The sequence below is a fragment of the Curtobacterium sp. PvP017 genome (assembly GCF_054060195.1).
Map to the genome: position 1 here is coordinate 49,004 of NZ_JBSSCY010000002.1, position 22,762 is coordinate 71,765.

Genomic DNA, 22,762 nt, shown 5'->3' on the forward strand with positions numbered 1-22,762 from the left:
ACTGCTTAAGCTGCACATGCTCAGTCCACCTTTGCCCGTCCCAGTAGCGGACGAACCGCGGATCCTTATCGTCGTACCAACCGGCAGGTGCTGCTGACATTGCTTCAACTTACGGAGCACCGCACCAGTCGACACCCCCGGTCTGGGTGCCCAGCCGACGCGGACAGTCGAGCTGGATTGACCGGTGCCGGTACCGCGCTCTTATGTTAGGAGCCCTCGTCTGCCACCCGAAGTTGCCGAAAACTCGCGCGACCACGATCGCGATTCTGGTTCCCAGAAGTCAACTGGTTGACGAGGCGCAGCAGAGCACCACGCTGTTCAAAGTGCCCCCCGAGTAGTCTGGTTGTCGGTTGAACCACGACTGCCAGGGCGCCCTGAGCATGTTAGCCAGGAGCGGCGGCCTGATTACGATGAGCGCCGGCTGCTCCGTTGGCACTTTCAGTTTCGGGCTCACGTTTACCGCTCGTCGCCGAGCTCGTCTGTTATCGTTCGCCTGCAGGCGTTGTTGATTATGATCGCGCCTTCAATAGACGTCATGAAATCGAAGATTCCGTAAGATCAATACATCAGAGGAAAAGGCAATGGTGAAACCAAGAGCATTCATTAGCTTTGAGATGGAAGACCGCTGGGCGCGCGATTTTCTTGTCCAGCAGTCAAAGGACGAGGGGAACGATGTGGACTTCGTCGACTATTCAGTGCAGGACCCTTGGGACACAAGCTGGAAAACTCAGTGCAAGGAACGCATTGGGCGCACCAAGGGAACCATCGTCCTTGTCGGTCCAACGACCTACGAGTCGGAAGCGGTGCTCTGGGAAATAGCAGAGACCCTACGTCAAGGGCACTATATTTTCGGCATCCAGATCAACAAAGACAAGACGCACGCCATTCCATCCGGCCTTCCGGCAAAAAACGTGATTCGGTGGGACTTTGCACAAATATCATCCTGGCTCGGCACGTGGATCTGAACTACCTAGACCGACTTGGTGTCCAGATCCGCAAGCAAGTACCGGAGTCGGACCTGCCGGACGAGGAAACGAGCGACCTGTTTCGTCTTTATGCCGTTTTGCTCTTGGCTAAAGGGCAAAACGTGAGCGCTGAAGACGTCCATAACGCTTGGGTTGCCTGGATGACCGCTCGTGATCCCAATCATGAATCACTGCGCCCCTTTGGAGAGTTATCCAATGACGTGGCGGCAGATGATGAGCCCTATTTGACAGCGATACGGCGCGTTGCAGGACAATCTCATGGATGACGAGCTTCACAGAAAGGTTCACGACAAGCTTTTCCCCAACGGCGAGCCTTCGTCTGAAACTCTAGCGACTACAATCGAGTTGTATAAGGTTATGGTGGCAAGCTCGGAAGCGTTAGTAGCGCGAAGGCAAGGGGTTAACACTTTCTTCCTCACACTGAATGGCGTCGTTCTCACCGCACTGGGACTTATTGTTGGGAAGGGCCTCGTCTCCTACCTCGAGGTGTTCGGCCTCATCGGACTTTCCGTCACAGGTGGAATTCTGGCCCTTGCTTGGCGCGGGCTGTTGGTCTCATTCAGCCAACTCAATACCGGCAAGTTCGCGGTGATAAATCAGATTGAAGCTTTCCTCCCGGCTGCGATTTATGCAGGTGAATGGGTGGCGCTCGGCGAGGGCAAGCGCCCCGATTTATACAAGAGTTCAACCTCTAGGGAGCTGTGGACACCCAAAACGTTCTTCGTCGTCTACTGCCTCGCGACGCTTCTTGAGGTTCTTGCCTTGCTTCATATCATTCCGACCGCTTGAAGATAGATTGGCTGTTTACCGACTATGACGCGACAGCTGGCCTTCCGAAGGCACTGAGCCGTCCGATGCCGCTTGGGCCTTAGGTATGTACGCTCGGTCGCGTTCGGGTGTCGCTCTGCCACATGCGTTCGGGATGCCAGCGATGATTTCGGACTCCCGGCCATCGCGGCCGCGCCACCACCGAACGAACTCCGCCGGCTGCCGCATCACGAACCCCTTTGCGCGCTCGTTGATCACCGCCCCTCTCGGCCGTGTTGCGCTCGGTGATGTCGGTCAACCACAGCCGGTCCAGGTCCGGGGCCGTGAATGCCCGCCGGACCCGGTCATTGTGCACCGGCGGGCCGCTTTCCGGGTCAGTCGCCGTTTTTTGGCATGCAATGACCAGAGCCGCTGCTGCGAGCACAACCGCCACACGCGTCGCTCCGAGACTCGGTGGCCGTCGGCGGCGAGGTCGTCGGCGATGAACCGGTACCCAAACGTCGGGTCGTCACGGTGCGCATCGACGGAGGCATTGGTCAGGTGCGCGTTCTTTCAATCACGACGGCTCACCAGGCTCTTCCGCCAGGCGTAGAACGCCTGCTTCGAAAAGCCCAGCACCCGGCAGGTCGCCGCGACCGGGATCCGGTCGGCGACGAGTTCAAGGACCAGCGGGTACATTACTTGCGAGGCGCGCTTGGGAGAAATACGCGGCGGCACGGCGAAGGATCTCGTTCTCCTGCTCTAGCAGCCGGTTCCGTTTCCGAAGCTCTCGCAGCTCGACGTTCTCGGTCGTTGTGGTCCCGGGCATGACCCCGTCGTCGATGTCGGCTCGACGCAGGCAGTTCGTCACGGCCCCTCGGAGATCCCGAAGTCCTTCGCGACCTGCGTCAACGGGATCTCACCCCGTCGCGCGACCGCGATCACGTCGCATCGGAACTCCTCCGGGTAGGGCTTGGCCATGACCGACATCATTCCAGCGAGGGCCACGTCCCCACGGGTCAGGAGTCAACCGAATCGACAGCAGTCCCGTTTGGCTCGGCGAATCTGGCTATTGGTCCGGTTGGTCGAATGAGTCGTAGTAGGACTGGAGGACCTTCGCGAAGTTGGCCGCGTCGGTCACGTGCTTGGCTGACATCGGCTCCTCACGGAGCCAGGCGCTGAGAATCTCGAATGCTAGGTAGGAGCACCGCACTACGAGAATCTGCGCATCTGCGGTGTAAGCCTCGTGGGAGACCCCGATTGCTTCGGCGATGAGGTCCTCGCACGTACGTACGGCACTACGTACGTCGGCGTCTGTGATGAGCTCGACATCGAGCCCGAGAGGGTCTTCTCGTCGCTGCCACCATCGGTCAAATCCGTCTTCGAAAGTGCGAATTTCTACCGCATCGACGAACGAACCGTGCTCGATGGTGTCGATACGTTCGGCGATGAGGCGAGGAGTGAACGTTCGGGCGTACGTGTGTGTGGACTGATACCGGGCGACGAGGCGCATCACGGCGTCCCGCTCAAGCGATCGACGCTCTCGGGCGTGATCCTCACGACGTCGGGCGTCCTCCCGATCCGCGGCATCCTTGTCGCGTTTCGCAGCCATCGCGGTCGTTCGCCAGAGCGTTGCGAGTGTCACGATTCCACCGACCAGCGTCGTCACGATTGCCGTCACCCACCCGAGTTCCACGCGCGCACTCTAACGGGCTGCGGCTGCCTGCTATGGCCGTTCGGTGAGTGTCGTTGTGGCGTCCTCCATCGCTCGTAGCCACGTCGAGGTGGCTGCGGAGCGGAGGTCGACCAGCTCGAGCATGCGAGCGAGGTCCTTGCTGAGGTTGCGGGTGAAGATTGGCTCGTGGTGAGCGATGCGGTTACGGAGCTGCCGGATCGCGTCGAGGTCGTCGTAGATGCGCCCGCGGAGCGGCTTCGCGCTGGTAGTGGCGCCGGGGAAGAGTGTGGTGATGTGTGGGGCCCAGACGCGGCCGACGTGGCGAGCGGTGAACATCGTCTGCCAGAACACGAACTTCAATTCGGCGATGACTTTCCCCGTGGTAAGTTCGTGGCTCGCGACCACCTGCAGGTTCCGGCGGGGGTTGTAGACATTGCCCTTCGGGTTCGGCAGGCTCTGTACGAAGGTCGGGGTCCACGGCCACCGGGCACCGTAGACGGCCGCCAGGGCTTCATCTGCGGCGTTGGGCGTGGTGACCTCGGCGAAGTGCGCGGGGAGCATCAGGGTGGCAGAGATGCGAGCGTTCCAGCCGTAGAGCTCGACGGCGCGGGCCGTGTCGCCGCCAGCAGCCTTGATGTAGGTGCCGACGCGGGGCGCACTGAGCGAGGATCGGATGTTCGCATCGTCGGGGGGGGGGGGGTAGCAGCCGGCACGTGGGAAATGCACCCTGTAGGTGCAGAGTCGTGGGACTGGCGGGCTTTCCGGCCTCCCCCCGCGGACACACGAAACGCAAGGGATCCCGCATGGGGTCCCTTGTTTCGTCTTCGGACTTTGAGTGACTTGCTCATGCAACCGCACCCGCTCGCCGAGATCTGTCACCTCATCACCGATGGCATCGACGCTGGTGCCGAGCCAGTGACCTTTCCGTCGCGACGATCATCAGCATCATCCGAGCGGTGAAGTACTTGCCGTTCGATCTGCCGGGGTTCCCCGCGCGGTGAGAGCATTCCAGACCCGTCGTCCATCGGGCAGCGGGTCTGGAACTCGCCGGTCTAGACCAGCGTGAGGGTCGGTCGCGAGTCGACCTCCCCAAGAAGGCGCCGCACTCGAGACGGCTTCCAAGCCAGCTCAGCAGCGATCGACGCAACAGTGACGTTGCTACTGCTTGCGAGCTCAATTGCCTGGGCGAGCATCCCAGGCACCTCACCGGGATACTGCCGAACAGGCCGAGGCGCTACGGCTGGCGTGTCGGCGAGTTCGTGCAGCTTGATGTACGCGCGACGCGCAGCCGAATCCGAGATAAGCCCAAGCTCCTTGCTCCGGTACACAAGTGCCTGCACCGAGACGCCCCAGTGCTCGCTCAGCTGGGCAAGTTTGCGCATGTCGAACCGGGCCGGGAGCTCGTCTCGGACCACGTTCGTGGGCATGAGGAACTCGGCCGCAAACCGGTCCGCCTGGCGCTCTAGTGCTGGGTCGCCAGCGGTGTACTCGCCGTGCATCAGCAGGTGCCCGAGTTCGTGTGCGGCAGTGAACCGGTGGCGAAACACGTCGTCTGCCTTATCAACGGACAGCACCATGACCGGGCGATCGAACGCGAGGGTCGAGAACGCGTCGATGCGCGCTACTTCTTCCTCCACCATTGGTACAAGTACGGCGATGATGCCCTTGCTCTCCAGAAGCCGCACTAAGTGAGCAACGGGTTTCCCGCCCAGGCCCCAAGACTGGCGAATGGATCGCGCCATCGCTACCGGATCCTGCGGACGGCCGGCGTCCGACTCGAAGGAGGGAAGGTTCACCTTGGGTAGACGGACGTGGCGTTCAATGGCGTTGACCAGTTCCCACACCTGCTCCGTGTACGAGGTGGCCTTGGCCCGTTGGCGAGCCGTCGTCGAGCGAAGGCTACGGAAGAACGCATCACCTGACTCGAGCTTCGACTGGGGCCGACCTGCGGCGAAAAACTCGGGCAAGACGTCCAGAGCAGAAGCGAGAGCGCCAACAAGCTCTGGACGCGGTGCCATCGCGTTCGCCTCGTATTGGCCCACTGCGGCAGCAGAGACCCCGATCTCCGTTGCGACGTCTTGCTTGGTGCGGAGCGCAAGTTGACGGGCTTGTCGAAGCCGGTCGCCATCGAACGTCTCAGCGACCGTCTCCAAGGAGAGGGCGATGCGTCCGGCACCGCCGAGAGCGCGGTCACGAATCAATGTCTGACGTCCCATCGGTACCAGTGTCCTCGTCCTCATCTTCGACCAGCGTGAGAGGTGCCTGAGGTGCATCGCCAGCGGCGAAGGAGTCGGTCGTCTGATTGAGGTCGAGCGCAACAAGTCCTGCGGCGGTCGTCTCCGTCACCGTGGCCGGGAGCTGCTCGTGGTGTGCCCACAACACCGATCCGTCAGCATCGATTCGCACGTCACCGATGTGGATCTTCTCGACGCCGCTACGGACGGAACCTTCCATGACGACCAGAACGGCGCGGGTTGCAGCGCCGAACTCCGAATCCTGCACTGTGTCCACGTCGGCGTCGTCTTCCCAGTCCCCGAAATCCAGCGTCGTGTGGGTCTGGACCGGTGCGAGGCGCAGGATGCGTTGGCGGATCCCGGAGCGGATCTTCATGTCGTCGATGCCCTTGCTGCTGGCAGCGAGCTTGACCACCAGCACCAGAGTGTTGTTGATGATGCCGACTCGGTAGCGGCACCGCTTGGGCCGGATGACTTCACCGCCGAGGTCTTCCAACTCGTCTGCCGCGTGGTTCGCGAAGGCGAGCCACGTGGCCGCCCCATACGCCTCGTTTGTCCGCAGGCGACTGCCGGTCTTGGCGTCGTGACCATCGGACTGCGCAGCCGTCGCAGCCCGGGCGAGCGCGGTTGCGACGGCGGCGCTTTCGGCACCGAAGGCGTCGAGCATCCAGATGGTCGGCTGGTAGTCGGTGCTGATCATGTCGAACTCCGGGGTCGAAGGGAAGCCGTCATCCATAACGGTACACGCTTGGTTTAGAAATGTGCACCTAAACGCCAATTCCGGTTGCGAACAAGCGATGACCGCTTGGCTGAGCCACCTGCGCTTGCGCTGGATGCCCCACGCCTTCGCTGGTGCGGGGATGGTCGGCGTGAGGCCGTCCGCTTCCATGTTGACCGCACATGCGTCCGACGCCCGGCGCTGTCATAGGGAACGTCCACGGCGTCGCGGGCGCGGTTCGCATCGGCCGCAGCCGTGCAGTGCCGGGCTAGCTACCGATATCTGGTGCTAGCCCCTGCTTGGACTCACTAGCTGCTTTCTCGAGGTCTGTGTCGAGCGCCCGGGCATCATTCCAGACCGCTGCGAGTCGAGCGAGTGCTGCGTCGACCGCCCCTCCGTAGCGTTGAGCTCGGCGTACGTCTCCTGCAACGTCAGTCCGTCGAACCGTGATGGCCGCCGCGCGACCGCACCGAGGAACTCCTTCGGAGTCGGGCCGTCAGCGGCTGCTGCACGTCGACTTGGGATGATGCTCGTGATAGATCGGCCCGACAAGCTCACACCAGTGCGCGCCCACATAGGTCTGGCCGTCCCGAGCGAGATCTGCACCAGAGTCGCACCACGGCCGCTCCCAGAAAAAGAAAACCCCCGCTCAAACGGGGGTTTCCTGTGGCGGTACCGGTGGGATTTGAACCCACGGTGGAGTTGCCCCCACACATGTTTTCGAGACATGATCCTTCGGCCGCTCGGACACGGTACCGGGAAAGAGCTTACACGATCCGGGAGGCCCGTCACGCCACCCGACATCGGCCTGCCCTCCACAGGCGGTCGCCCCCAGGGCTCTTCCCCCACCCACAGGCCGCCCACGTCGTCGACTCGGCCTGCGGGCGTACCGTCCACGACATGAAGACCCGCACGCTCATCGCACTCCTGACGTCCGTCCTCGGTGGGGCCGGTGTCCTCGGCGCCGCTGCCATCGGGGCCCGCGCCGGCGTCAAGGGGCAACGGGCGGCTGCGCAACGGGTGGTCGACATGCTGCCGATCCACGCGGACTGGTGGCACGAGCGACAGCAGCACGAGGGGCAGGTGCTCTACGTGGCGATCGGTGACTCGGCGGCGCAGGGCGTCGGCGCGACGGTACCGTCGCGCGGGTACGTGGGCCTGTTGGCTCGGCGGATACGGCACCGTTCGCACGAGTCGGTGCGGGTCGTGAACCTCAGTGTCTCGGGCTCGACGACGTGGGGTGCCAAGCGCGACCAGTTGCCGAAGCTCCGGCAGTACACGCCGGACATCTGCACGGTGTCGATCGGGGCGAACGACATCGCCGACTTCGATCCGGACAAGTTTGAGCGGAACATCCGGGCGATCTACGGCGCAGTGCCGTCGCATGCCGTGGTCGCCGAGCTGCCGTGCATGTTCGTGCCGGACCGTGAGCGCAAGGTGGCGGTGGCGAACGAGATCGTGCACCGGGTGGCCGCGGAGTTCGGGCTCACGGTGGCGCCGCTGCACACCATCACGAAGCGGGTCGGGGTCCGCCGCACGTTCTTCAACAGCTACGGTGACCTGTTCCACCCGAACGACCGGGGGTACGAGGTCTGGGCGAGCGCGTTCGAGCCCGCGGTGGACGCCCGAGTCGACACCGTGGCGGCGATCCGGCACTACCTGTCCGCGCGCGAGGCGGAGAACCTCGGGCGAGAGGCCGGCGCCGTCGCGAACGCCCGGGCCGAGCAGGACACCGACGGCGCCGAGGCACTCGACCACACCACCCGACCGAGTCCCGTCGAACGGATCCGCAACCGGATGACGGGTTCGATCGCCCTGCCCGACGAGCCGGTGCACCGCTCCGGTGATGTCGGCGGCACGGCCTAGCCTCGACGACATGGCGCGCCCGCAGTCCCTCTACCGATGCACCGAGTGCGGCTGGACCAGTGTCAAGTGGGTCGGCCGGTGCGGCGAGTGCCAGACCTGGGGCACGGTCGAGGACTCCTCGGCGGTCTCGGCGAGCACCCGGGGCACGGCGGCCGTCGCCGTCACCGGGGCCCGCGCGGCCCGCCCCATCACCGAAGCCCGCGGCACCACGGTGCAGCGTTGGCAGACCGGCATCGGCGAGTTCGACCGGGTGCTCGGCGGCGGGGTGGTGCCCGGTGCCGCGGTCCTGCTGTCCGGCGAGCCGGGCGTCGGCAAGTCCACGCTCCTGCTCGAGGTCGCTTCACGGGCGGCCGCTTCCGGCAAGCGCGTCCTCTACGTCAGTGCGGAAGAGTCCGTCGACCAGGTCCGGCTGCGCGCAGAGCGCACCGGTGCGATGCACGACGACCTCTACCTGGCGAGCGAAGTCGACCTCGGCGTCATCATCGGCCAGATCGACCAGGTCAAGCCGGACCTGCTCATCGCCGACTCCGTCCAGACCATCTCGTCCAGCTCGATCGACGGCATCGCTGGCGGCACGTCGCAGGTGCGCGAGGTCGCCTCGACCCTGATCCGCATCGCGAAGGACCGCGCCCTCCCCGTCCTGATCGTCGGCCACGTCACGAAGGACGGCACGATCGCCGGGCCGCGCCTGCTCGAGCACCTGGTCGACGTCGTCTGCCACTTCGAGGGCGACCGGCAGACCGCGCTCCGGTTCGTCCGGGCGTTGAAGAACCGGTTCGGCCCCACGGACGAGGTCGGGTGCTTCGACATGGGCGGCGACGGCATCCACGAGGTCCCGGACCCGAGCGGCCTCTTCATGTCGAAGAACGCGACCCCGGTCTCCGGCACGTGCGTGACCGTCGCGCTCGAGGGGCGCCGGGCGCTCCCGGTCGAGGTCCAGGCGCTCATCGTCCCGAGCTCGGCTCCGCAGCCCCGCCGGGTCGTGAACGGTGTCGATGCCTCACGCGTGGCGATGCTGCTCGCGGTGCTCGAACGCCGAGCCGGTCTCAAGCTCTCCGATGCCGACGTCTACGTCTCCACGGTGGGCGGCATGAAGCTGACCGAGCCCGGCGCCGACCTGGCGATCGCCCTGGCGCTGGCGAGCGCGGCGCGGGATCGTCCGTACCCGCACACGCTCGCGGCCGTGGGCGAGATCAGCCTGGCGGGCGAGATCCGTCCGGCCACGGGGACCAAGCAGCGCGTGAACGAGGCGAGCCGACTCGGCTTCACGACCGTCCTCGGCGCCGACTCCGGGCATCTGCGCGAAGCACTCCGCGTGGCGTTCTCCATGACGCATTCCGCCCGCGAGCGCGAACTCGACCGCGCGTTCTGATCGCCTAAGCGCGCAATGCGGCCAACAGGTCCTCGGGCGTCGCCTGCATGGTGTTCGGCCCGGCGATGTCGAAGAACACGCCCTCGAGCATGTCGAGGTGGGCGCTCAGGAACTCTTCGAGCCGCGGCCCGTCGTAGACCATGACCTGCCGGATCTTCTCGTCCGGCACCATCGCCGTGTAGGCGTCGGCCGACGAGAACAGCAGCAGGATGCGCTTCTCGGAGCCTTCGCGCCCGAACACCCGCACCTGCATGTCCTTCTTGCCGGTCACGAGCCGGGGGACGATCACGATGTCGTTGCGCAGCGCGAACGCCACCGCAGCGACGTCCTGCTTCGCGAGGGCTTCCTCGAGCTGTTCGCTCCGGAAGCGCTGTTCCTTGTCTGCCATCTGATCAATTCCACCAGATTTTCGTCGTTCAGTGACGCACGGGTAGCCAGTCGGCCCTGAGCACGCTAGCCTGATGGAACCGCTTCGGCGGCGCTCAACGTTCGGGCGAGGTGGTTTGCCCCTCAACTCGGACTACCAGGGTCACTGGCCATCAGGCCTGACCCCGAACCCGTCCCGCCGGCACCTGCCCGCGTGGCGCATCACCCCCGTCGACGTACGTCGGGGCTCCGCAGGTGCGATCGCACCATGGCGGAACGCAAGAAAGCTAAGGAAACGCCATCATGGCATCTACCGGTACCGTCAAGTGGTTCAACAACGAAAAGGGCTTCGGCTTCATCGCCCCGGACGACGGAAGCGCTGACGTCTTCGCGCACTTCTCCGCGATCGCCGGCAACGGCTACAAGTCGCTGGAGGAGAACCAGAAGGTGGAGTTCGACATCACCGAGGGCCGCAAGGGCCCGCAGGCGGAGAACATCACCGTCCTCGGCTGATCACATCAGCTTCGAACGGCCCCGTCGTCCTCTGGACGGCGGGGCCGTTTGCTGTCCACTGATATGTTGGACCAGTGCGCAGTGGATACATCGTCTACGTCGACGAAAGCGGAGATCACAGTCTCACGCGCATCAATCCGGATTATCCGATGTTCGTACTCGCGTTCTGCATCTTCCCTGTCGACGTCTACGTCGACCGGATCGTTCCGCTCGTGCAACGTCTCAAGTTCGATTTCTTCAACCACGACATGGTCGTCCTCCACGAGCGGGAGATGCGTCAGTCAGCGCCGCCCTTCGACATCCTCCTGAACGCCTCCGTCCGCAGTGACTTCATGGCAAGAGTCGATGCCGTGTTCGATGAGCGCTTCGGGGTGGTTGCATCCGCGATCCGGAAGCACGAGTTCGTCCGCCGGGTCGGAGAGGACACGAGTCCCTACCACGTCGCACTCGAGTTCGGCCTCGAACGAGTCTTCCTACAGCTCCAGGATCGAGGAGCGTCTCGGCGCGAGACGTTCGTGGTCTTCGAGAGCCGGGGCCGCTCCGAGGACCGGGAGCTTGAGGCCGAGTTCGACCGCATCATGACCACTACGAAGATGCGCGGGATGGCCGAGACCTTCCGTTTCAAGATCGCGAGCAAGCAGACGAACAGCGCCGGGCTCCAGATCGCCGATCTCGTCGCTCGTCCGATCGGCACACACCTCCTCAAGCCCGATCAGTCCAACCGCGCTTGGGACCGGATCCTCGAGCGGATGCCGAAGTCGCCGTCTGGTTCGGTCAAGGGCTGGGGCTTGAAGGTGTACCCGTGAAAGCGAGAACCCCCGGGGGTTCCGGGGGTTCGACGCCGATCGGGCATTCCCAATCCACTTGGGACGAGGCTACCAGCCCGCGCGGCGCCAGAGCTACTGCAGGATGAACTGCACCGAGGTCTTCGACTTCAGGTTCCCGACCGCGACCTGCAGGTGGTAGCTGGCCCCGTCACCCGAGACCGCCGGACGGGACGCGTCGCACGTGGTGGTGGACGACCGGGTGCGGTCCCACGCGATCGCGGGCGTGGTCAGGGTCTGCCCGGCCTTGATCGTGACGTCCTGGTTCGTGCCGCCGGTCTGGCAGTCCTTCGACGACCAGTACTGCTCCTCGCCCGAGCTGATGGTCAGCACCTGCTGCGCTGACCCGAGGTCGAGGTGGCACGAGTTGGTGCCGGTGTTCTTGATCGACATCGCGATCTTCGGGTCCTCGGTGGGGCCGTAGGCCTCCTTGTCGAGCACGGGCATCAGGACGACCTGGTCCTTGCTGCACGTCGAACCGTCGGGAGCGGCAGCGGCAGCGGTCGAGGGCGGCGCCGACGCCGAGCGGGACGGGTCAGCGGACGACGCACCACCGGCCGAGGCGGACGGCGAGGACGTCGGTGCTGCCGTCGGGGTCGACGCGCTCCCCCGTCCGACGACGATGAGCACGACCACCACGACGATGATCACGAGCGCGCCGAGTACGGCTGCACGACGGCGCCAGTACACGACCGGCTTCTCGGGCCCGACGGGGTGACGCAACGACGACATGCGCACAGGGTAGACAACCCCGGATGCCCGGTGCGGGACCCCCGCCGGGTGCCGCGCGAAAGCGTCAGAGGATCTTCAGCATGCGGGTGTTGCCGAGGGTGTTCGGCTTGACCCGGGCGAGGTCGAGGAACTCCGCGACCCCTTCGTCCGACGACCGCACCAACTCGGCGTAGACGGCGGGTTCGACGACCTGCTCACCGATCTCGAGGTACCCGTGCTTCGCGAAGAAGTCGACCTCGAACGTCAGGCAGAAGATCCGTGCGACGCCGAGTTCCCGGGCGTCGTGCTCGAGCGCCTCGAGCATCCGGTGTCCGACGCGCTTGTGGATCCAGTCGGCGTCGAGCGCGAGGGTGCGGACCTCGGCGATGTCGTCCCAGAAGACGGCGAGGGCGCCGCAGCCGATCGGTACCCCGTCGGGTCCTTCGGCGATCCGGAACTGCTGGATCGAGCCGTAGAGCGCGACGTTCTCCTTGCCGAGCAGGATGCGCCGGTCGACGTAGGGGGCGATGAGCCGCTGGATGTGCGGGACGTCGGAGGCGAGTGCCGGTCGCACGAGGATCCCGTGCTCGTCACGGACGTCGAACGCGTGCTTCCCGTGCTCTGTCATCTCGACAACCCTAGACCGCGCCGGAGCGCAACCGAACGCCGCGCCCGGACGAGCGGCAGCGGACCTTCCCGGGGGACACCCCGCTGGACGGTGCACAGGCTGAGCCGCCTACCGTCCACACCATGCCTCAGATCATCGAAACCGTCGACGTCAACGTCCCCGTCTCCGCAGCGTACGGTCAGTGGACCCGCTTCGAGGAGTTCCCGCACTTCCTCGACGAGGTCGAGAAGATCGTCCAGGTCGACGACAAGACCACCGACTGGACCGTGAAGGTCGCCGGCCAGGAGCGCGAGTTCCGTGCCGTCATCACCGAGCAGCACCCCGACGAGCGCGTGGCCTGGACCGTCAAGGACGGCGAGACCGACCACGCCGGTGTCGTCACCTTCCACAAGCTGTCCGACAACGAGACGCGGGTCACCGCGCAGATCGACTGGGAGCCGTCCGGCTTCCTCGAGAAGCTCGGCGCAGCGGTCGGCGTCGGTGGCCACGCCATCAAGAAGGACCTGCAGAACTACAAGGAGCGCGTCGAGTCCGCTCCGACCGACACGGGCTGGCGCGGCGACGTGCAGGCGTGATCACGGCCTGAGACGTCCGCAGGCGGACAGACGGGAGGCCCGTTGCCAGCTGGCACCGGGCCTCCCGTTTCGTCCGTGCACCGGTTTCGTTCGGCATCCCCCCACGACATGCCGACCTGCCGGTCCGGCGCGAGCCTGGCAAAGTGGTCACACTGGCCGTCGCGCTGGTCCAGTTTTATCATGTCTGAGACAGATATACAGGGCGGGGAGACATGATCGAGTACAACGACGACGATGCACACCGGCGAGAACTCTCCCGGAAGCTGCAGTTGCTGATGGACGTCGTCGAGGCGAATGCCGGGCAGCGACCGTCCTACAAGGAGATCGCAGCCGAGATCGAGGCACAGGGTGCGTCGATGAGCCGGCCGCGGTGGGGCTACATGCTCGGGGGCAACGGCCCGGCCGTCCGTGACCAGCGCCTGCTCGCAGCACTCGCCGGCTACTTCGGCGTCCCGGCGGAGTACCTGACCGACGCGGCGGGCAACACCGACGTGCCCGAGCGGGTGCAGGCGCAGCTCGAACTCGTCCTCGAGCTCCGCAAACGCGAGGTCGTCGCCTTCGCGACCCGACGCCTCAGCGAGTTCGCCTCCGCCGACGAGATCCGGGACTTCACCGAACACCTCCGGCGGCTCGACGAGTCGGGGTCCGCGCCGTGACCGGCGTACGCGAGCGGTTCGGCGCCCGGCGTCGGCAAGCGGTCGCCCGGCGGAGCGTGCGGCGACTCGGGCTCCCCCGGCGGCTGACGCTGCCCGCGCTCCTCGCCCGCGCCGAGTCGACCCTCGGCAAGCCGATCCGGCTGCGGACGGCCGACCTGCCCGGTGACCTCTCCGCACGGTTCATCCAGCGTGCCGACCACGCACTCCTCGAGACCCGTCCGGACCTGTCCGAGCGCTCCCGCGTGGCGTGCGTGCTCCACGAACTCGCCCACGTGTTCCTGGCGGACCCCGGCTGCGACCACCAGGCCTACACCGGGCTGCTCACCGGCCGGACGGCGTTCGCGCGGTCGCTGGACACCCCGCACGAGCAGGCGGTCGAACTCGTCGCCGACGAGCTCGCGCTCCGGATCGGGCTGCTCGACCCGGACGACCGCGAGCCCGGGATCTTCCGGTGACGCTGCACGTCTGGGGATCGATCCCGGTGTGGGTCATCCTGACGGTGCTCGTCGTCCGGCTGCTGCTGGTGCGGACCCAGTCGGCGAGCGTCACCTGGCTCATGGCGTGCTGCGGCTTCGTCGCCGTCGGCCTGACGATCAACCAACCGGACGTCACCACGTTCCTCGCGGGCGTCACGCACGTGCCCAACATCGCAGACCTGGTCGGACGGTGCCTCATGGTGTGCGGCATGTTCGCGCTCGCGCAGTCGGTGGAGGCCGCTGCGCGCTCCGCGAAGCTGCTGCGCGCAAGCCGGATCATCGCCTGCGTGGTCCTGCTCCTCACGCTCGTCGTGCTCTTCTCGCTGGTGGACGCACCGACGCCGACGGCACAGTTCATGACCGTCTACGGCGACCAGCTGCCGACCGCGCTGTACTCCGCGGTCGAGATGACGTACATCGCGGTCGTCATCGCCCGTTCCGCCACCGCCGTCCTGCGCGGGTTCCGGAGCGGTGACGGCCTCGGCCGGATGTACTGGCTGTTCGTCGTCGGGGCCGTCGGGCTGGTCCTGCTCGCCGTCATCGCGATCGCGCTCGACGCCGTCCACGTCGCCGGTGTCGACGGCGCGGTCCGGGCGCTGTCCACCGTGTACGCCCCGGTGTTCCTGCTGTCCATGGTGCTGCTCGCCGTCGGTGCCGCCGGGGGCGTGCTGCCGGACGCGGCACGCGAGTTCCGCGACTGGCGGGACACCCGGCACCGGTTCCGCAGCCTGGAGCCGGAGCTCCGGCGACTCGAGGCGGCCTCGGGGCACACCGGGCTCTACTTCACGATCGCCTGGCAGCGTCGCCAGTGGCGCAGTCGGTTGCACCGGCTGGCCGTCGAGATCGAGGACCGCGCACGCGAGGCCGGGCAGGACGTCCCGGCTGCGGCGACCCTCACCACCGCACGACTCAGGGAGCTCTCATGACAGCCGGACGCACGACCGCACTCGGAACCGCACTCGGAACGGCAGTCGGCACCGTCGGGACGCTCGGACTGGGCGCCTTCGTCGCCCGACGACTGCTCTTCCCCGCCCCGTACACGGCGACCGCCACCGTGCGGAGCAGCACCGGGACGGAGGTCGAACTCGTCGCGACGCGCGACACCCGCCTGCCGGGGACGTACGACCTGCAGCGCGACGACGCCCGCGTCCAGGTCGGTGCCCTCGTCGCCGCGAGCACCGAGACCGAGCCCAGCGGGGACACCATCCGCCGCCGCGTCACCGGCACCGTGGCGACCGGTGAATGGGCCTGGGACGCCCTGCGGTACGACGGGCCGGCCGACGTCCCCGGCGCCGAGCCCGAGGCCGCCACGACCCACGTCGTCCACGTGCACGGCCAGTCCCTCGGGCCGCGGCAGGTCCTCCGCGGCGTCGGTGTCTGGCGCGGCCTCGGCGCGACGTCCGAGGTCCTCGACACCACGGACCTGCCGCTCCGGTCGCTCGACCCGGGGGCTGCAGACCGCATCGTCGCCGCGGTCCGCGCCGCCCGCGCCCGAGGCGCCCGCCGCGTGGTGCTGCAGGGGTGGTCCGCCGGCGCCCTCGCCTGCTCGGTCGCCGCCGGCCGGGTCGACGTCGATGGGATCGTGGCCGTCTCGCCGCTGCTCGACGTCGCGTCGGCACTCCGCGGAGCGGTCCGTGGGGCACGCCTGCCCGCCTTCGTCGGCACCGTCGCTGCGCGCATCGCGACGACCCCGGTGCTGTCCCGCCTGGCGGGAGCGTCGGCACCGGTAACGACCACGGCCTGGCAGGACGCGACGACGCCGACGCTCGTGGTCCACTCCGAGGCCGATGCACTGGTCGCAGCGGACGACGTGGCCGCGATCACCGCACGCCCGCACACCACCGCCGTCGCCTTCCGCACGGCACCGCACACGCTCGAGTGGAACGAGGACCCGGAGCGCTGGGAGGACGCGGTCCGCCACTTCGTCGAGACGTTGCCCGCCATCGCCTAGCGGACGTGCAACGGCCCCGGTCTGCGAACAGACCGGGGCCGGCAGCGACTCGATCCGTTGGGGGGAACCGATCGAGTGCGACGCGCGAGGAGTTGGGGGGAACGTCTCGCGCGCTGGTTCCACCGTACCCCCGGACGAGGGTCCGTGGACGCGGGACGCGCGCATCGGCGATCCGGGATCTGGACCGACCCGATGACGGACGGGAGGCCCGGTGCCAGCTGGCACCGGACCTCCCGTCGTGCAGACCGTCGGGTCCTAGGACTCGATCTCGCCCTGGGGCGCGTCCGCTGCGGTCTCGACCGCGGCTGCGCCGGCGAGGACCTCTTCGCGGCCCGGCTGACGCCCGGTCTCGAAGTGGAACGCACCGTCGACGAAGTCGACCTTCACGTGGTCACCGGCGTTGAGCTCACCCTGCAGGATGTGCTCGGACAGCTGGTCCTCGACCTCGTGCTGCATCGCGCGACGGAGCGGGCGTGCACCGAGGGACGGGTCGAACCCGACCTTGATGAGCTGCTCCTTGGCGGGGAGCGTGAGCTCCACCGTCATGTCGCGGTCGAGCAGACGGTCGGCCAGGCGCTTCACGAACAGGTCCACGATCTGCAGCAGTTCGGACTGCGACAGCTGCGGGAACACGATCGTGTCGTCGACACGGTTCAGGAACTCGGGCTTGAAGTGCTTCTTCAGCTCCTCGTTGACCTTGCCGCGCATGCGGTCGTAGCCGACGGCCGAGTCACCCTCGACCTGGAAGCCCACCGGGCCACCGGCGATGCCCTGCGAACCGAGGTTCGTGGTCATGATGATGACGGTGTTCTTGAAGTCGACCACGCGGCCCTGACCGTCGGTGAGACGGCCTTCCTCGAGCACCTGCAGCAGCGAGTTGAAGATGTCCGGGTGGGCCTTCTCGATCTCGTCGAACAGGACCACGGAGAACGGCTTGCGGCGCACCTTCTCGGTGAGCTGGCCGCCCTCCTCGAACCCGACGAACCCGGGAGGGGCACCGAACAGACGCGAGACGGTGTGCTTCTCACCGAACTCCGACATGTCGAGGGAGATCAGTGCGCCCTCGTCGTCGAACAGGAACTCGGCGAGCGCCTTGGCGAGCTCGGTCTTGCCGACACCCGTGGGCCCGGCGAAGATGAACGAGCCCGAGGGGCGGTTCGGGTCCTTGAGGCCGGCACGGGTGCGGCGGATCGTCTTGGACAGGGCCGAGATGGCCTCTTCCTGACCGATGACCCGCTGGTGCAGCGCCTTCTCCATGAAGACGAGACGCGAGGTCTCCTCCTCGGTGAGCTTGAACACCGGGATGCCCGTGGCCTGCGCCAGGACCTCGGCGATGATGCCCTCGTCGACGGTGCCGGACGCGGCGACGTCGCCGGCACGCCACTGCTTCTCGAGGCGGAGACGCTCACCCAGGAGCTTCTTCTCCTCGTCGCGCAGCGAGGCGGCCTTCTCGAAGTCCTGCTCCTCGATGGCGGCTTCCTTCTGCCCGCGGACCGTCGAGATCTTCTCGTCGAACTCGCGGAGCTCCGGCGGCGCCGACAGGATCGACAGCCGCAGGCGTGCGCCGGCCTCGTCGATCAGGTCGATGGCCTTGTCCGGCAGGAAGCGGTCCTGCACGTAGCGGTCCGCCAGGTTGGCGGCCGAGACGATCGCACCGTCGGTGATGGACACCTTGTGGAACGCCTCGTACTTGTCGCGCAGGCCCTTGAGGATGTTGATCGTGTGCGGCAGCGACGGCTCGTTGACCTGCACCGACTGGAAGCGACGCTCGAGTGCGGCGTCCTTCTCGAAGTGCTTGCGGTACTCGTCGAGCGTGGTGGCACCGATCGTCTGGAGCTCACCGCGGGCGAGGAGGGGCTTGAGGATCGAGGCGGCGTCGATCGCGCCCTCGGCAGCACCGGCACCGACGAGCGTGTGGATCTCGTCGATGAAGACGATGATGTCGCCGCGGGTGCGGATCTCCTTCGTGACCTTCTTGAGGCGCTCCTCGAAGTCACCGCGGTAGCGGGACCCGGCGATGAGCGACCCGAGGTCGAGCGAGTAGAGCTGCTTGTCCTTGAGCGTCTCGGGCACGTCGCCCTTGACGATCGCCTGGGCGAGGCCCTCGACGACCGCGGTCTTGCCGACGCCGGGCTCACCGATCAGGACGGGGTTGTTCTTGGAGCGGCGGGAGAGGATCTGCATGACCCGCTCCATCTCCTTCTCGCGCCCGATGACGGGGTCGAGCTTGCCGTCACGAGCGGCCTGGGTGAGGTTCCGACCGAACTGGTCGAGGACCTGCGAACCCTGCTGCTGGCCGTTCTGCTGCTGCTCGCCGCCGACGGCGACCGCTTCCTTGCCCTGGTAGCCGGACAGGAGCTGGATGACCTGCTGGCGCACCCGGTTCAGGTCCGCGCCGAGCTTCACGAGGACCTGGGCTGCGACGCCCTCGCCCTCGCGGATCAGGCCGAGCAGGATGTGCTCGGTGCCGATGTAGTTGTGGCCGAGCTGCAGCGCCTCGCGCAGGGACAGCTCGAGCACCTTCTTGGCACGCGGCGTGAACGGGATGTGCCCGGTCGGCTGCTGCTGGCCCTGGCCGATGATGTCCTGGACCTGCTCGCGGACGGCGTCGAGCGAGATGCCGAGCGACTCCAGCGCCTTGGCGGCAACGCCCTCGCCCTCGTGGATCAGGCCGAGGAGGATGTGCTCGGTGCCGATGTAGTTGTGGTTGAGCATCTTCGCTTCTTCTTGAGCGAGGACGACAACCCGACGGGCTCGGTCGGTGAATCTCTCGAACATGTGCTCTCCCTTGGCCCTTTCTGACGGAGCCGACAGCTGGTCCGGTCTCGTCTGAGTCCGGTCACGTACTCCGAGAGTAACCAGCGCTCCCCGTGGGGGCTGCCCCTGTTCGCCGTGGGCGTGACCTCACTGCGCGATGTGCGCAGTGAGCGAACTCAGGCGCGCCGTGCTGCCCGGCGCAGGGCACGCCGGAAGCGGCGCGGCTCGACGCCCAGGGCGTCGAGGACGTCGTGCGCCGACCCCATGAAGGGGTCGTCGACCCCGTCGAGGACGGCGAGCAGGACGTGCACCGGGCGGACGCGCTCGGCGGGGCCGGCGAGGACGGCGGCCCGGGCGAGGACCCGTGCCGCCGCCGGCGTGCAGGCGACCCGGTCGTGCTCGTCGGGGCACGAGGCCCGCGCACCGACGAAGACGCTGATCTCGGCGCGGACCGCCTCGGGGCTCACCCCGTGTGCGTCGAGGGCCGAGCGTAAGCGGGGCATCCCGCTGCAGAGCGTGACGGCCGCGAGCAGGAGGTGCTCCGCGTCGACGAAGCCGAAGCCCGTCTCGTGGGACTCGAGGTCGGCGAGCAGCACGATCTCGCGGCCCTGGCGGACAGTGGGCAGGGCGACGGACAGCTGAGCGATCTGCATGTATTCAGAATATCGCATGCGATGACAATTGCACACCCCTCGGTTCAGCACGGCTCGGTACCATCCGGTCATGGATCAGCCCGTCGTCGGCCTCGTCGTCCACCCGACCAAGAACGTGCAGGAGTCCGTCACGACCCTGCAGCGCTGGAACGCGTCCGGGCTCGGCGAACTCGTCGCCCGCCGCGCCGACGCACAGCGGATCGGTGGGGGCATCACCGCGGTGGAGGACGACGACTTCACCGAACGGGTCGACCTCGTCGTCGCCCTCGGCGGTGACGGCACCATGCTCGGCGCGATGCGACTCGTGGCGAAGCGTCCGGTGCCGGTGCTCGGCGTGAACTACGGCAACGTCGGGTTCCTGGTGGAGATCGAGCCGCCGGAGCTCGAAGCCGCGCTCGACCGACTGTCCGCCGGCGAGTACCAGCTCGAGCCGCACCACGCGCTCGAGGCCCGCCTGTCCTGGAGCGGCGCGCGCACTGACTACCTGGCCTTCAACGACCTCACCATCGTGCGGCGCCCCGGTTCCGGCCAGGTGTCGGCCGACCTCAGCGTCGGCGGCCTCGGCTACGGGTACTACCGTGCCGACGCCATCGTCGCCGCGACCCCGGCGGGCTCCACCGCGTACAACTACGCCGCGGGCGGCCCGGTGCTCTCCCCCGCACTGTCCGGCTCCGTCGTGACCCCGGTCGCACCGATGGCGGGGATCGACCGCGCCGTGGTGCTCGCCGCCCGCGAGCGCTACCGGTTCGACATCGCCGAGGGCACCAGGAGCGCTGCACTCGAGGTCGACGGGCTCGTCGTCGGCGAGGTCGCCACCGGGGCGCAGATCGACGTCCGGCTCCGCAAGGACGCCGGCAGCGTCGTCCGGCTCGACGCAGAGCGGCACGGACGCACCGGCCGGGTGAAGCTCAGCCTGCTCGACCTGCCGGTGCGGCCCGACCAGCTCATCGAACTGATCCCGAGCGACCTGCGGCAGAAGCTCGGGCGCGAACTCGACCAGTAGCGATCCCGGTACCGTCCCACCCCCGGAACGGCGAATGGCCCGCTCGAGCAGTGCTCAAGCGGGCCTTCCCATCACCCCACCGGATCGCCTTCCCACAGAACGACCCGGGTTCCCCTGCCGACGCGGACGCCGGCCGAAGCCTGCTGACCTCAGTCGGTCAGGTACAGCTGCATGTCCTGCGAGACCGCCTTGGCGAACAGGCGCAGCTTGGCGCGCGACTCCACCCGGCTGACGGCCTGGCGGGTCGTGTGCACGATCTTCGAGATCTCGTCGAGCGTCATCGGCTTGTCGTCGTCGAGGCCGTAGCGCATGCGGATCACGTTGGCCTCTTCGCTCGGCAGCTCGGCGACGATCGAGCGGATGTCGCGGTGCAGGAGCGTGGTCTCGGTGAGCTCGTTCGGGGACGCAGCGTCCTCGTCCTCGATGAAGTCGCCGAGCTCGCTGTCGTCCGAGTCCCCGACGACGGTGTGGATCGACACCGGCTCGTGCGAGCGGCCCTTGAGGTCGACGAGCTCCTCGACGGTCATGCTCAGCTCGGCGGCGACCTCGTCGGGCATCGGCGCACGGCCGAGGTCCACGGTCAGGTCGCGCTCGGTGCGGGAGATCTTGTTGATCAGCTCGACGGTGTGCACCGGGATGCGGATCGTGCGGGCCTTGTCGGCGAGACCACGCGAGATCGCCTGGCGGATCCACCAGGTGGCGTAGGTCGAGAACTTGTAGCCCTGCGTGAAGTCGAACTTCTCGACCGCGCGGACGAGACCGAGGTTGCCCTCCTGGATGACGTCCATGAACGGCAGGCCACGCTGCGAGTAGCGCTTGGCGATGCTCACGACCAGGCGGAGGTTCGAGGTGATCATGCGCTCCTTGGCGCGCTCACCGTCGCGGACGAGCCAGCGCAGTTCGCGCTGCAGGGTCTTCGCGAGGCCCTTCTCGGTCGCGAGCTTCTCCTCGGCGAAGAGGCCGACCTCGATGCGGCGGGCGATCTGCGCTTCTTCCTCGGCGGTGAGGAGCGAGAGGCGGCCGATGTGGCGCAGGTAGTCGCCGACCTGGTCGACCGAAGCACCGCGGACGCCGGCGAGCTGCTCGTCGGCCTCGACCTCGGTGTCGAGGGAGGTGGTCGTGGACTCGGCGCCCTGGGTCTTGGATGCCGCTGCCTTCTTCGTGGTGGCGCGGCGGGTGGTGCTCGGTGCAGCCGTTGCGATCGTCATGGTGTTGCTCCCTGCGTTCGGCGGTGATGGCTTCGTGCGGTGGTGCTGGGGGGTCGTGCTTGGGGGTGTTGATGAGTAAAGCGGTCCGGAGGTGTACCCCACAAACCGATCGGAATGATTCTCAGGCTTCTCCGTGATTCGCGGTCGAAACCGTCCCCCGTGGGGTACAGCACTGCCGTCAGTGTGGTCCCCCGAACTGCGGCGGATCAAGGGTGTGACGTGATGTTTCCGGCGTTGCAAGGGTGTTTCTCACGCGTTTCCGAATCTGTACCCCGCCGCACCGCGCCTTCTGGACATGCAAAAGGGGTACGTCCGCCCGGATCAGTGCGATCCGGTGGTCGTACCCCGAAAACCGAAGGGGTGGGGGTCACCAGGAGGGTTCGAGCCACCCGTCCCGGCGCTTGGACGCCTCGAGGTCGGCGTCTCGGTCGAACTCGTCGTACTCGCTCTCGATGTCGCCGACGAGGCTGCGACCCGTGAAGGGGTGTGTGGTTGCCATGCGGACGATGCTCACCCGGGCGCGCGACGGCGAGGTGAACGGTGCGTGACCGATCGAGGGCGCACAGGAGTCCAGGCTGGTGACCAGGGCGGGGTCAGCAGCCTGCGGGGTACGGCGGTGTGGCGGCGCGGCTACTCGGCGGATGCCGGTGCGGGTGCGGGGACGCCGTGCTCGCGCTCGAAGCGGGCGCGCTCCTCGGCCTCGACCTTGGCGTAGGCGGCACGCTCGGTGCGGTCGGCCCGCATGATGGCACGCATCACGAACCAGAAGATGAGGCCGACGACGATGGTCGGCGTCAGGGCGAAGATGATCCCGGTCACGACTCCATGCGGCACCGGAGCATC

The 22,762-nt window shown here is 67.0% G+C and carries 26 protein-coding genes, 1 tRNA gene and 1 pseudogene; 13 read left to right on the forward strand and 15 right to left on the reverse strand.

Translation table 11 applies throughout. The annotated features are described in order from the left end of the window. Positions 1 to 13 precede the first annotated feature (13 nt). Positions 14 to 100, reverse strand: a pseudogene (locus tag ACVKXF_RS04120) (DUF2510 domain-containing protein); the annotation flags it as partial. 481 nt (positions 101 to 581) lie between these two features. On the opposite strand from ACVKXF_RS04120, the gene ACVKXF_RS04125 reads away from it, so the two are divergent. From ACVKXF_RS04125 to ACVKXF_RS04135, 3 genes are read left to right on the forward strand one after another with little or no spacing between them, the layout of a single operon-like run. Continuing rightward, positions 582 to 965, forward strand: a complete 384-nt coding sequence (locus ACVKXF_RS04125) for a TIR domain-containing protein (RefSeq protein ID WP_456794940.1) — start codon at positions 582 to 584, stop codon at positions 963 to 965. Next, on the forward strand, positions 956 to 1,252 hold the full coding sequence (locus ACVKXF_RS04130; RefSeq protein WP_456794941.1) for a DUF7701 domain-containing protein: 297 nt from the start codon (positions 956 to 958) through the stop codon (positions 1,250 to 1,252). Before ACVKXF_RS04125 ends, ACVKXF_RS04130 begins: the two co-directional genes overlap by 10 nt. Continuing rightward, positions 1,245 to 1,775 (forward strand): RipA family octameric membrane protein, encoded by a 531-nt coding sequence (locus ACVKXF_RS04135; protein WP_456794942.1) that lies wholly within the window; start codon positions 1,245 to 1,247, stop codon positions 1,773 to 1,775. Before ACVKXF_RS04130 ends, ACVKXF_RS04135 begins: the two co-directional genes overlap by 8 nt. A gap of 273 nt (positions 1,776 to 2,048) precedes the next feature. Here ACVKXF_RS04135 and ACVKXF_RS04140 read toward each other — a convergent pair whose 3' ends face one another. From ACVKXF_RS04140 to ACVKXF_RS04165, 6 genes are all read right to left on the reverse strand, one after another. Then, positions 2,049 to 2,294, reverse strand: a complete 246-nt coding sequence (locus ACVKXF_RS04140; protein WP_456795331.1) for a transposase — start codon at positions 2,292 to 2,294, stop codon at positions 2,049 to 2,051. Between the two features lie 508 nt (positions 2,295 to 2,802). Beyond that, a complete protein-coding gene (locus ACVKXF_RS04145; RefSeq protein WP_456794943.1) occupies positions 2,803 to 3,429 on the reverse strand; it encodes a hypothetical protein in 627 nt (208 codons plus the stop codon). Between the two features lie 30 nt (positions 3,430 to 3,459). Continuing rightward, positions 3,460 to 4,134, reverse strand: coding sequence for a hypothetical protein (locus ACVKXF_RS04150; RefSeq protein ID WP_456794944.1), 675 nt, complete (start codon positions 4,132 to 4,134; stop codon positions 3,460 to 3,462). A 326-nt stretch (positions 4,135 to 4,460) separates the two neighbouring features. Beyond that, positions 4,461 to 5,624 carry an XRE family transcriptional regulator gene (locus tag ACVKXF_RS04155; RefSeq protein ID WP_456794945.1) on the reverse strand — a complete coding sequence of 388 codons (1,164 nt, stop codon included), beginning with the start codon at positions 5,622 to 5,624 and terminating at the stop codon, positions 4,461 to 4,463. Further along, entirely contained in the window at positions 5,599 to 6,342 is a 744-nt protein-coding gene (locus ACVKXF_RS04160; protein WP_456794946.1) for a hypothetical protein, read from the reverse strand. The genes ACVKXF_RS04155 and ACVKXF_RS04160 overlap by 26 nt, the downstream gene beginning before the upstream one ends. A gap of 685 nt (positions 6,343 to 7,027) precedes the next feature. Beyond that, positions 7,028 to 7,117: transfer RNA gene (locus tag ACVKXF_RS04165), tRNA-Ser, on the reverse strand. Positions 7,118 to 7,260: 143 nt separating this feature from the next. Between ACVKXF_RS04165 and ACVKXF_RS04170 the strand changes: the two genes are divergently transcribed. Beyond that, positions 7,261 to 8,226, forward strand: a complete 966-nt coding sequence (locus ACVKXF_RS04170) for an SGNH/GDSL hydrolase family protein (protein ID WP_456794947.1) — start codon at positions 7,261 to 7,263, stop codon at positions 8,224 to 8,226. A gap of 10 nt (positions 8,227 to 8,236) precedes the next feature. Continuing rightward, positions 8,237 to 9,598, forward strand: coding sequence for a DNA repair protein RadA (radA, locus tag ACVKXF_RS04175; RefSeq protein WP_456794948.1), 1,362 nt, complete (start codon positions 8,237 to 8,239; stop codon positions 9,596 to 9,598). Between the two features lie 4 nt (positions 9,599 to 9,602). Here radA and ACVKXF_RS04180 read toward each other — a convergent pair whose 3' ends face one another. Further along, positions 9,603 to 9,986: an SseB family protein gene (locus tag ACVKXF_RS04180; RefSeq protein WP_123311003.1), complete on the reverse strand. Its 384-nt coding sequence runs from the start codon at positions 9,984 to 9,986 to the stop codon at positions 9,603 to 9,605. Between the two features lie 281 nt (positions 9,987 to 10,267). On the opposite strand from ACVKXF_RS04180, the gene cspE reads away from it, so the two are divergent. Both cspE and ACVKXF_RS04190 read left to right on the forward strand, forming a co-directional pair. Next, complete coding sequence (gene cspE, locus ACVKXF_RS04185; protein WP_017887662.1) at positions 10,268 to 10,477, forward strand: transcription antiterminator/RNA stability regulator CspE; 210 nt, start codon at positions 10,268 to 10,270, stop codon at positions 10,475 to 10,477. 74 nt (positions 10,478 to 10,551) lie between these two features. Beyond that, entirely contained in the window at positions 10,552 to 11,283 is a 732-nt protein-coding gene (locus tag ACVKXF_RS04190; RefSeq protein WP_456794949.1) for a DUF3800 domain-containing protein, read from the forward strand. A gap of 93 nt (positions 11,284 to 11,376) precedes the next feature. Here the strand turns inward: ACVKXF_RS04190 and ACVKXF_RS04195 are convergent, their stop codons facing one another. Both ACVKXF_RS04195 and ACVKXF_RS04200 read right to left on the reverse strand, forming a co-directional pair. Continuing rightward, entirely contained in the window at positions 11,377 to 12,033 is a 657-nt protein-coding gene (locus ACVKXF_RS04195) for a hypothetical protein (protein WP_456794950.1), read from the reverse strand. 64 nt (positions 12,034 to 12,097) lie between these two features. Next, positions 12,098 to 12,640, reverse strand: a complete 543-nt coding sequence (locus tag ACVKXF_RS04200; RefSeq protein WP_181437672.1) for an amino-acid N-acetyltransferase — start codon at positions 12,638 to 12,640, stop codon at positions 12,098 to 12,100. Positions 12,641 to 12,762: 122 nt separating this feature from the next. Between ACVKXF_RS04200 and ACVKXF_RS04205 the strand changes: the two genes are divergently transcribed. The 5 genes from ACVKXF_RS04205 (at position 12,763) to ACVKXF_RS04225 (ending at position 16,298) form a co-directional block, all read left to right on the forward strand. Continuing rightward, complete coding sequence (locus ACVKXF_RS04205; RefSeq protein WP_123311007.1) at positions 12,763 to 13,215, forward strand: SRPBCC family protein; 453 nt, start codon at positions 12,763 to 12,765, stop codon at positions 13,213 to 13,215. A gap of 212 nt (positions 13,216 to 13,427) precedes the next feature. After that, entirely contained in the window at positions 13,428 to 13,871 is a 444-nt protein-coding gene (locus ACVKXF_RS04210) for a hypothetical protein (RefSeq protein WP_456794951.1), read from the forward strand. After that, positions 13,868 to 14,326, forward strand: a complete 459-nt coding sequence (locus ACVKXF_RS04215) for a hypothetical protein (protein ID WP_456794952.1) — start codon at positions 13,868 to 13,870, stop codon at positions 14,324 to 14,326. Before ACVKXF_RS04210 ends, ACVKXF_RS04215 begins: the two co-directional genes overlap by 4 nt. Continuing rightward, a complete protein-coding gene (locus ACVKXF_RS04220) occupies positions 14,323 to 15,273 on the forward strand; it encodes a hypothetical protein (protein ID WP_456794953.1) in 951 nt (316 codons plus the stop codon). The genes ACVKXF_RS04215 and ACVKXF_RS04220 overlap by 4 nt, the downstream gene beginning before the upstream one ends. Further along, a complete protein-coding gene (locus ACVKXF_RS04225) occupies positions 15,270 to 16,298 on the forward strand; it encodes a hypothetical protein (RefSeq protein WP_456794954.1) in 1,029 nt (342 codons plus the stop codon). Before ACVKXF_RS04220 ends, ACVKXF_RS04225 begins: the two co-directional genes overlap by 4 nt. 255 nt (positions 16,299 to 16,553) lie before the next feature. Here ACVKXF_RS04225 and ACVKXF_RS04230 read toward each other — a convergent pair whose 3' ends face one another. Together ACVKXF_RS04230 and ACVKXF_RS04235 are read right to left on the reverse strand one after the other, a co-directional pair. Then, complete coding sequence (locus ACVKXF_RS04230) at positions 16,554 to 19,076, reverse strand: ATP-dependent Clp protease ATP-binding subunit (RefSeq protein ID WP_123311017.1); 2,523 nt, start codon at positions 19,074 to 19,076, stop codon at positions 16,554 to 16,556. Positions 19,077 to 19,231: 155 nt separating this feature from the next. Continuing rightward, positions 19,232 to 19,708, reverse strand: a complete 477-nt coding sequence (locus tag ACVKXF_RS04235) for a Clp protease N-terminal domain-containing protein (protein ID WP_456794955.1) — start codon at positions 19,706 to 19,708, stop codon at positions 19,232 to 19,234. Positions 19,709 to 19,778: 70 nt separating this feature from the next. Between ACVKXF_RS04235 and ACVKXF_RS04240 the strand changes: the two genes are divergently transcribed. After that, the gene (locus ACVKXF_RS04240) at positions 19,779 to 20,711 is read left to right on the forward strand and encodes an NAD(+)/NADH kinase (RefSeq protein WP_123311021.1); all 933 of its coding nucleotides are present in this window, start codon (positions 19,779 to 19,781) and stop codon (positions 20,709 to 20,711) included. 149 nt (positions 20,712 to 20,860) lie between these two features. On the opposite strand, the gene ACVKXF_RS04245 is transcribed toward ACVKXF_RS04240, so the two are convergent. The 3 genes from ACVKXF_RS04245 to ACVKXF_RS04255 form a co-directional block, all read right to left on the reverse strand. Continuing rightward, a complete protein-coding gene (locus tag ACVKXF_RS04245; RefSeq protein ID WP_123311023.1) occupies positions 20,861 to 21,919 on the reverse strand; it encodes a sigma-70 family RNA polymerase sigma factor in 1,059 nt (352 codons plus the stop codon). Positions 21,920 to 22,286: 367 nt separating this feature from the next. After that, a complete protein-coding gene (locus ACVKXF_RS04250) occupies positions 22,287 to 22,418 on the reverse strand; it encodes a hypothetical protein (protein WP_258373406.1) in 132 nt (43 codons plus the stop codon). Positions 22,419 to 22,549: 131 nt separating this feature from the next. Then, a complete protein-coding gene (locus ACVKXF_RS04255) occupies positions 22,550 to 22,753 on the reverse strand; it encodes a hypothetical protein (protein ID WP_111086942.1) in 204 nt (67 codons plus the stop codon). Between the last annotated feature and the right edge of the window lie 9 nt (positions 22,754 to 22,762).

What these genes read in the sequence shown, in the direction of transcription:
- ACVKXF_RS04125 (WP_456794940.1), top strand. Translation starts at nt 582, where the DNA reads ATGGTGAAACCAAGAGCATTCATTAGCTTTGAGATGGAAGACCGCTGG.
- ACVKXF_RS04135 (WP_456794942.1), top strand. Translation starts at nt 1,245, where the DNA reads ATGGATGACGAGCTTCACAGAAAGGTTCACGACAAGCTTTTCCCCAAC.
- ACVKXF_RS04155 (WP_456794945.1), bottom strand. Translation starts at nt 5,624, where the DNA reads ATGGGACGTCAGACATTGATTCGTGACCGCGCTCTCGGCGGTGCCGGA.
- ACVKXF_RS04160 (WP_456794946.1), bottom strand. Translation starts at nt 6,342, where the DNA reads ATGATCAGCACCGACTACCAGCCGACCATCTGGATGCTCGACGCCTTC.
- ACVKXF_RS04170 (WP_456794947.1), top strand. Translation starts at nt 7,261, where the DNA reads ATGAAGACCCGCACGCTCATCGCACTCCTGACGTCCGTCCTCGGTGGG.
- radA (WP_456794948.1), top strand. Translation starts at nt 8,237, where the DNA reads ATGGCGCGCCCGCAGTCCCTCTACCGATGCACCGAGTGCGGCTGGACC.
- ACVKXF_RS04180 (WP_123311003.1), bottom strand. Translation starts at nt 9,986, where the DNA reads ATGGCAGACAAGGAACAGCGCTTCCGGAGCGAACAGCTCGAGGAAGCC.
- cspE (WP_017887662.1), top strand. Translation starts at nt 10,268, where the DNA reads ATGGCATCTACCGGTACCGTCAAGTGGTTCAACAACGAAAAGGGCTTC.
- ACVKXF_RS04195 (WP_456794950.1), bottom strand. Translation starts at nt 12,033, where the DNA reads ATGTCGTCGTTGCGTCACCCCGTCGGGCCCGAGAAGCCGGTCGTGTAC.
- ACVKXF_RS04200 (WP_181437672.1), bottom strand. Translation starts at nt 12,640, where the DNA reads ATGACAGAGCACGGGAAGCACGCGTTCGACGTCCGTGACGAGCACGGG.
- ACVKXF_RS04205 (WP_123311007.1), top strand. Translation starts at nt 12,763, where the DNA reads ATGCCTCAGATCATCGAAACCGTCGACGTCAACGTCCCCGTCTCCGCA.
- ACVKXF_RS04210 (WP_456794951.1), top strand. Translation starts at nt 13,428, where the DNA reads ATGATCGAGTACAACGACGACGATGCACACCGGCGAGAACTCTCCCGG.
- ACVKXF_RS04225 (WP_456794954.1), top strand. Translation starts at nt 15,270, where the DNA reads ATGACAGCCGGACGCACGACCGCACTCGGAACCGCACTCGGAACGGCA.
- ACVKXF_RS04230 (WP_123311017.1), bottom strand. Translation starts at nt 19,076, where the DNA reads ATGTTCGAGAGATTCACCGACCGAGCCCGTCGGGTTGTCGTCCTCGCT.
- ACVKXF_RS04235 (WP_456794955.1), bottom strand. Translation starts at nt 19,708, where the DNA reads ATGCAGATCGCTCAGCTGTCCGTCGCCCTGCCCACTGTCCGCCAGGGC.
- ACVKXF_RS04240 (WP_123311021.1), top strand. Translation starts at nt 19,779, where the DNA reads ATGGATCAGCCCGTCGTCGGCCTCGTCGTCCACCCGACCAAGAACGTG.
- ACVKXF_RS04245 (WP_123311023.1), bottom strand. Translation starts at nt 21,919, where the DNA reads ATGACGATCGCAACGGCTGCACCGAGCACCACCCGCCGCGCCACCACG.
- ACVKXF_RS04250 (WP_258373406.1), bottom strand. Translation starts at nt 22,418, where the DNA reads ATGGCAACCACACACCCCTTCACGGGTCGCAGCCTCGTCGGCGACATC.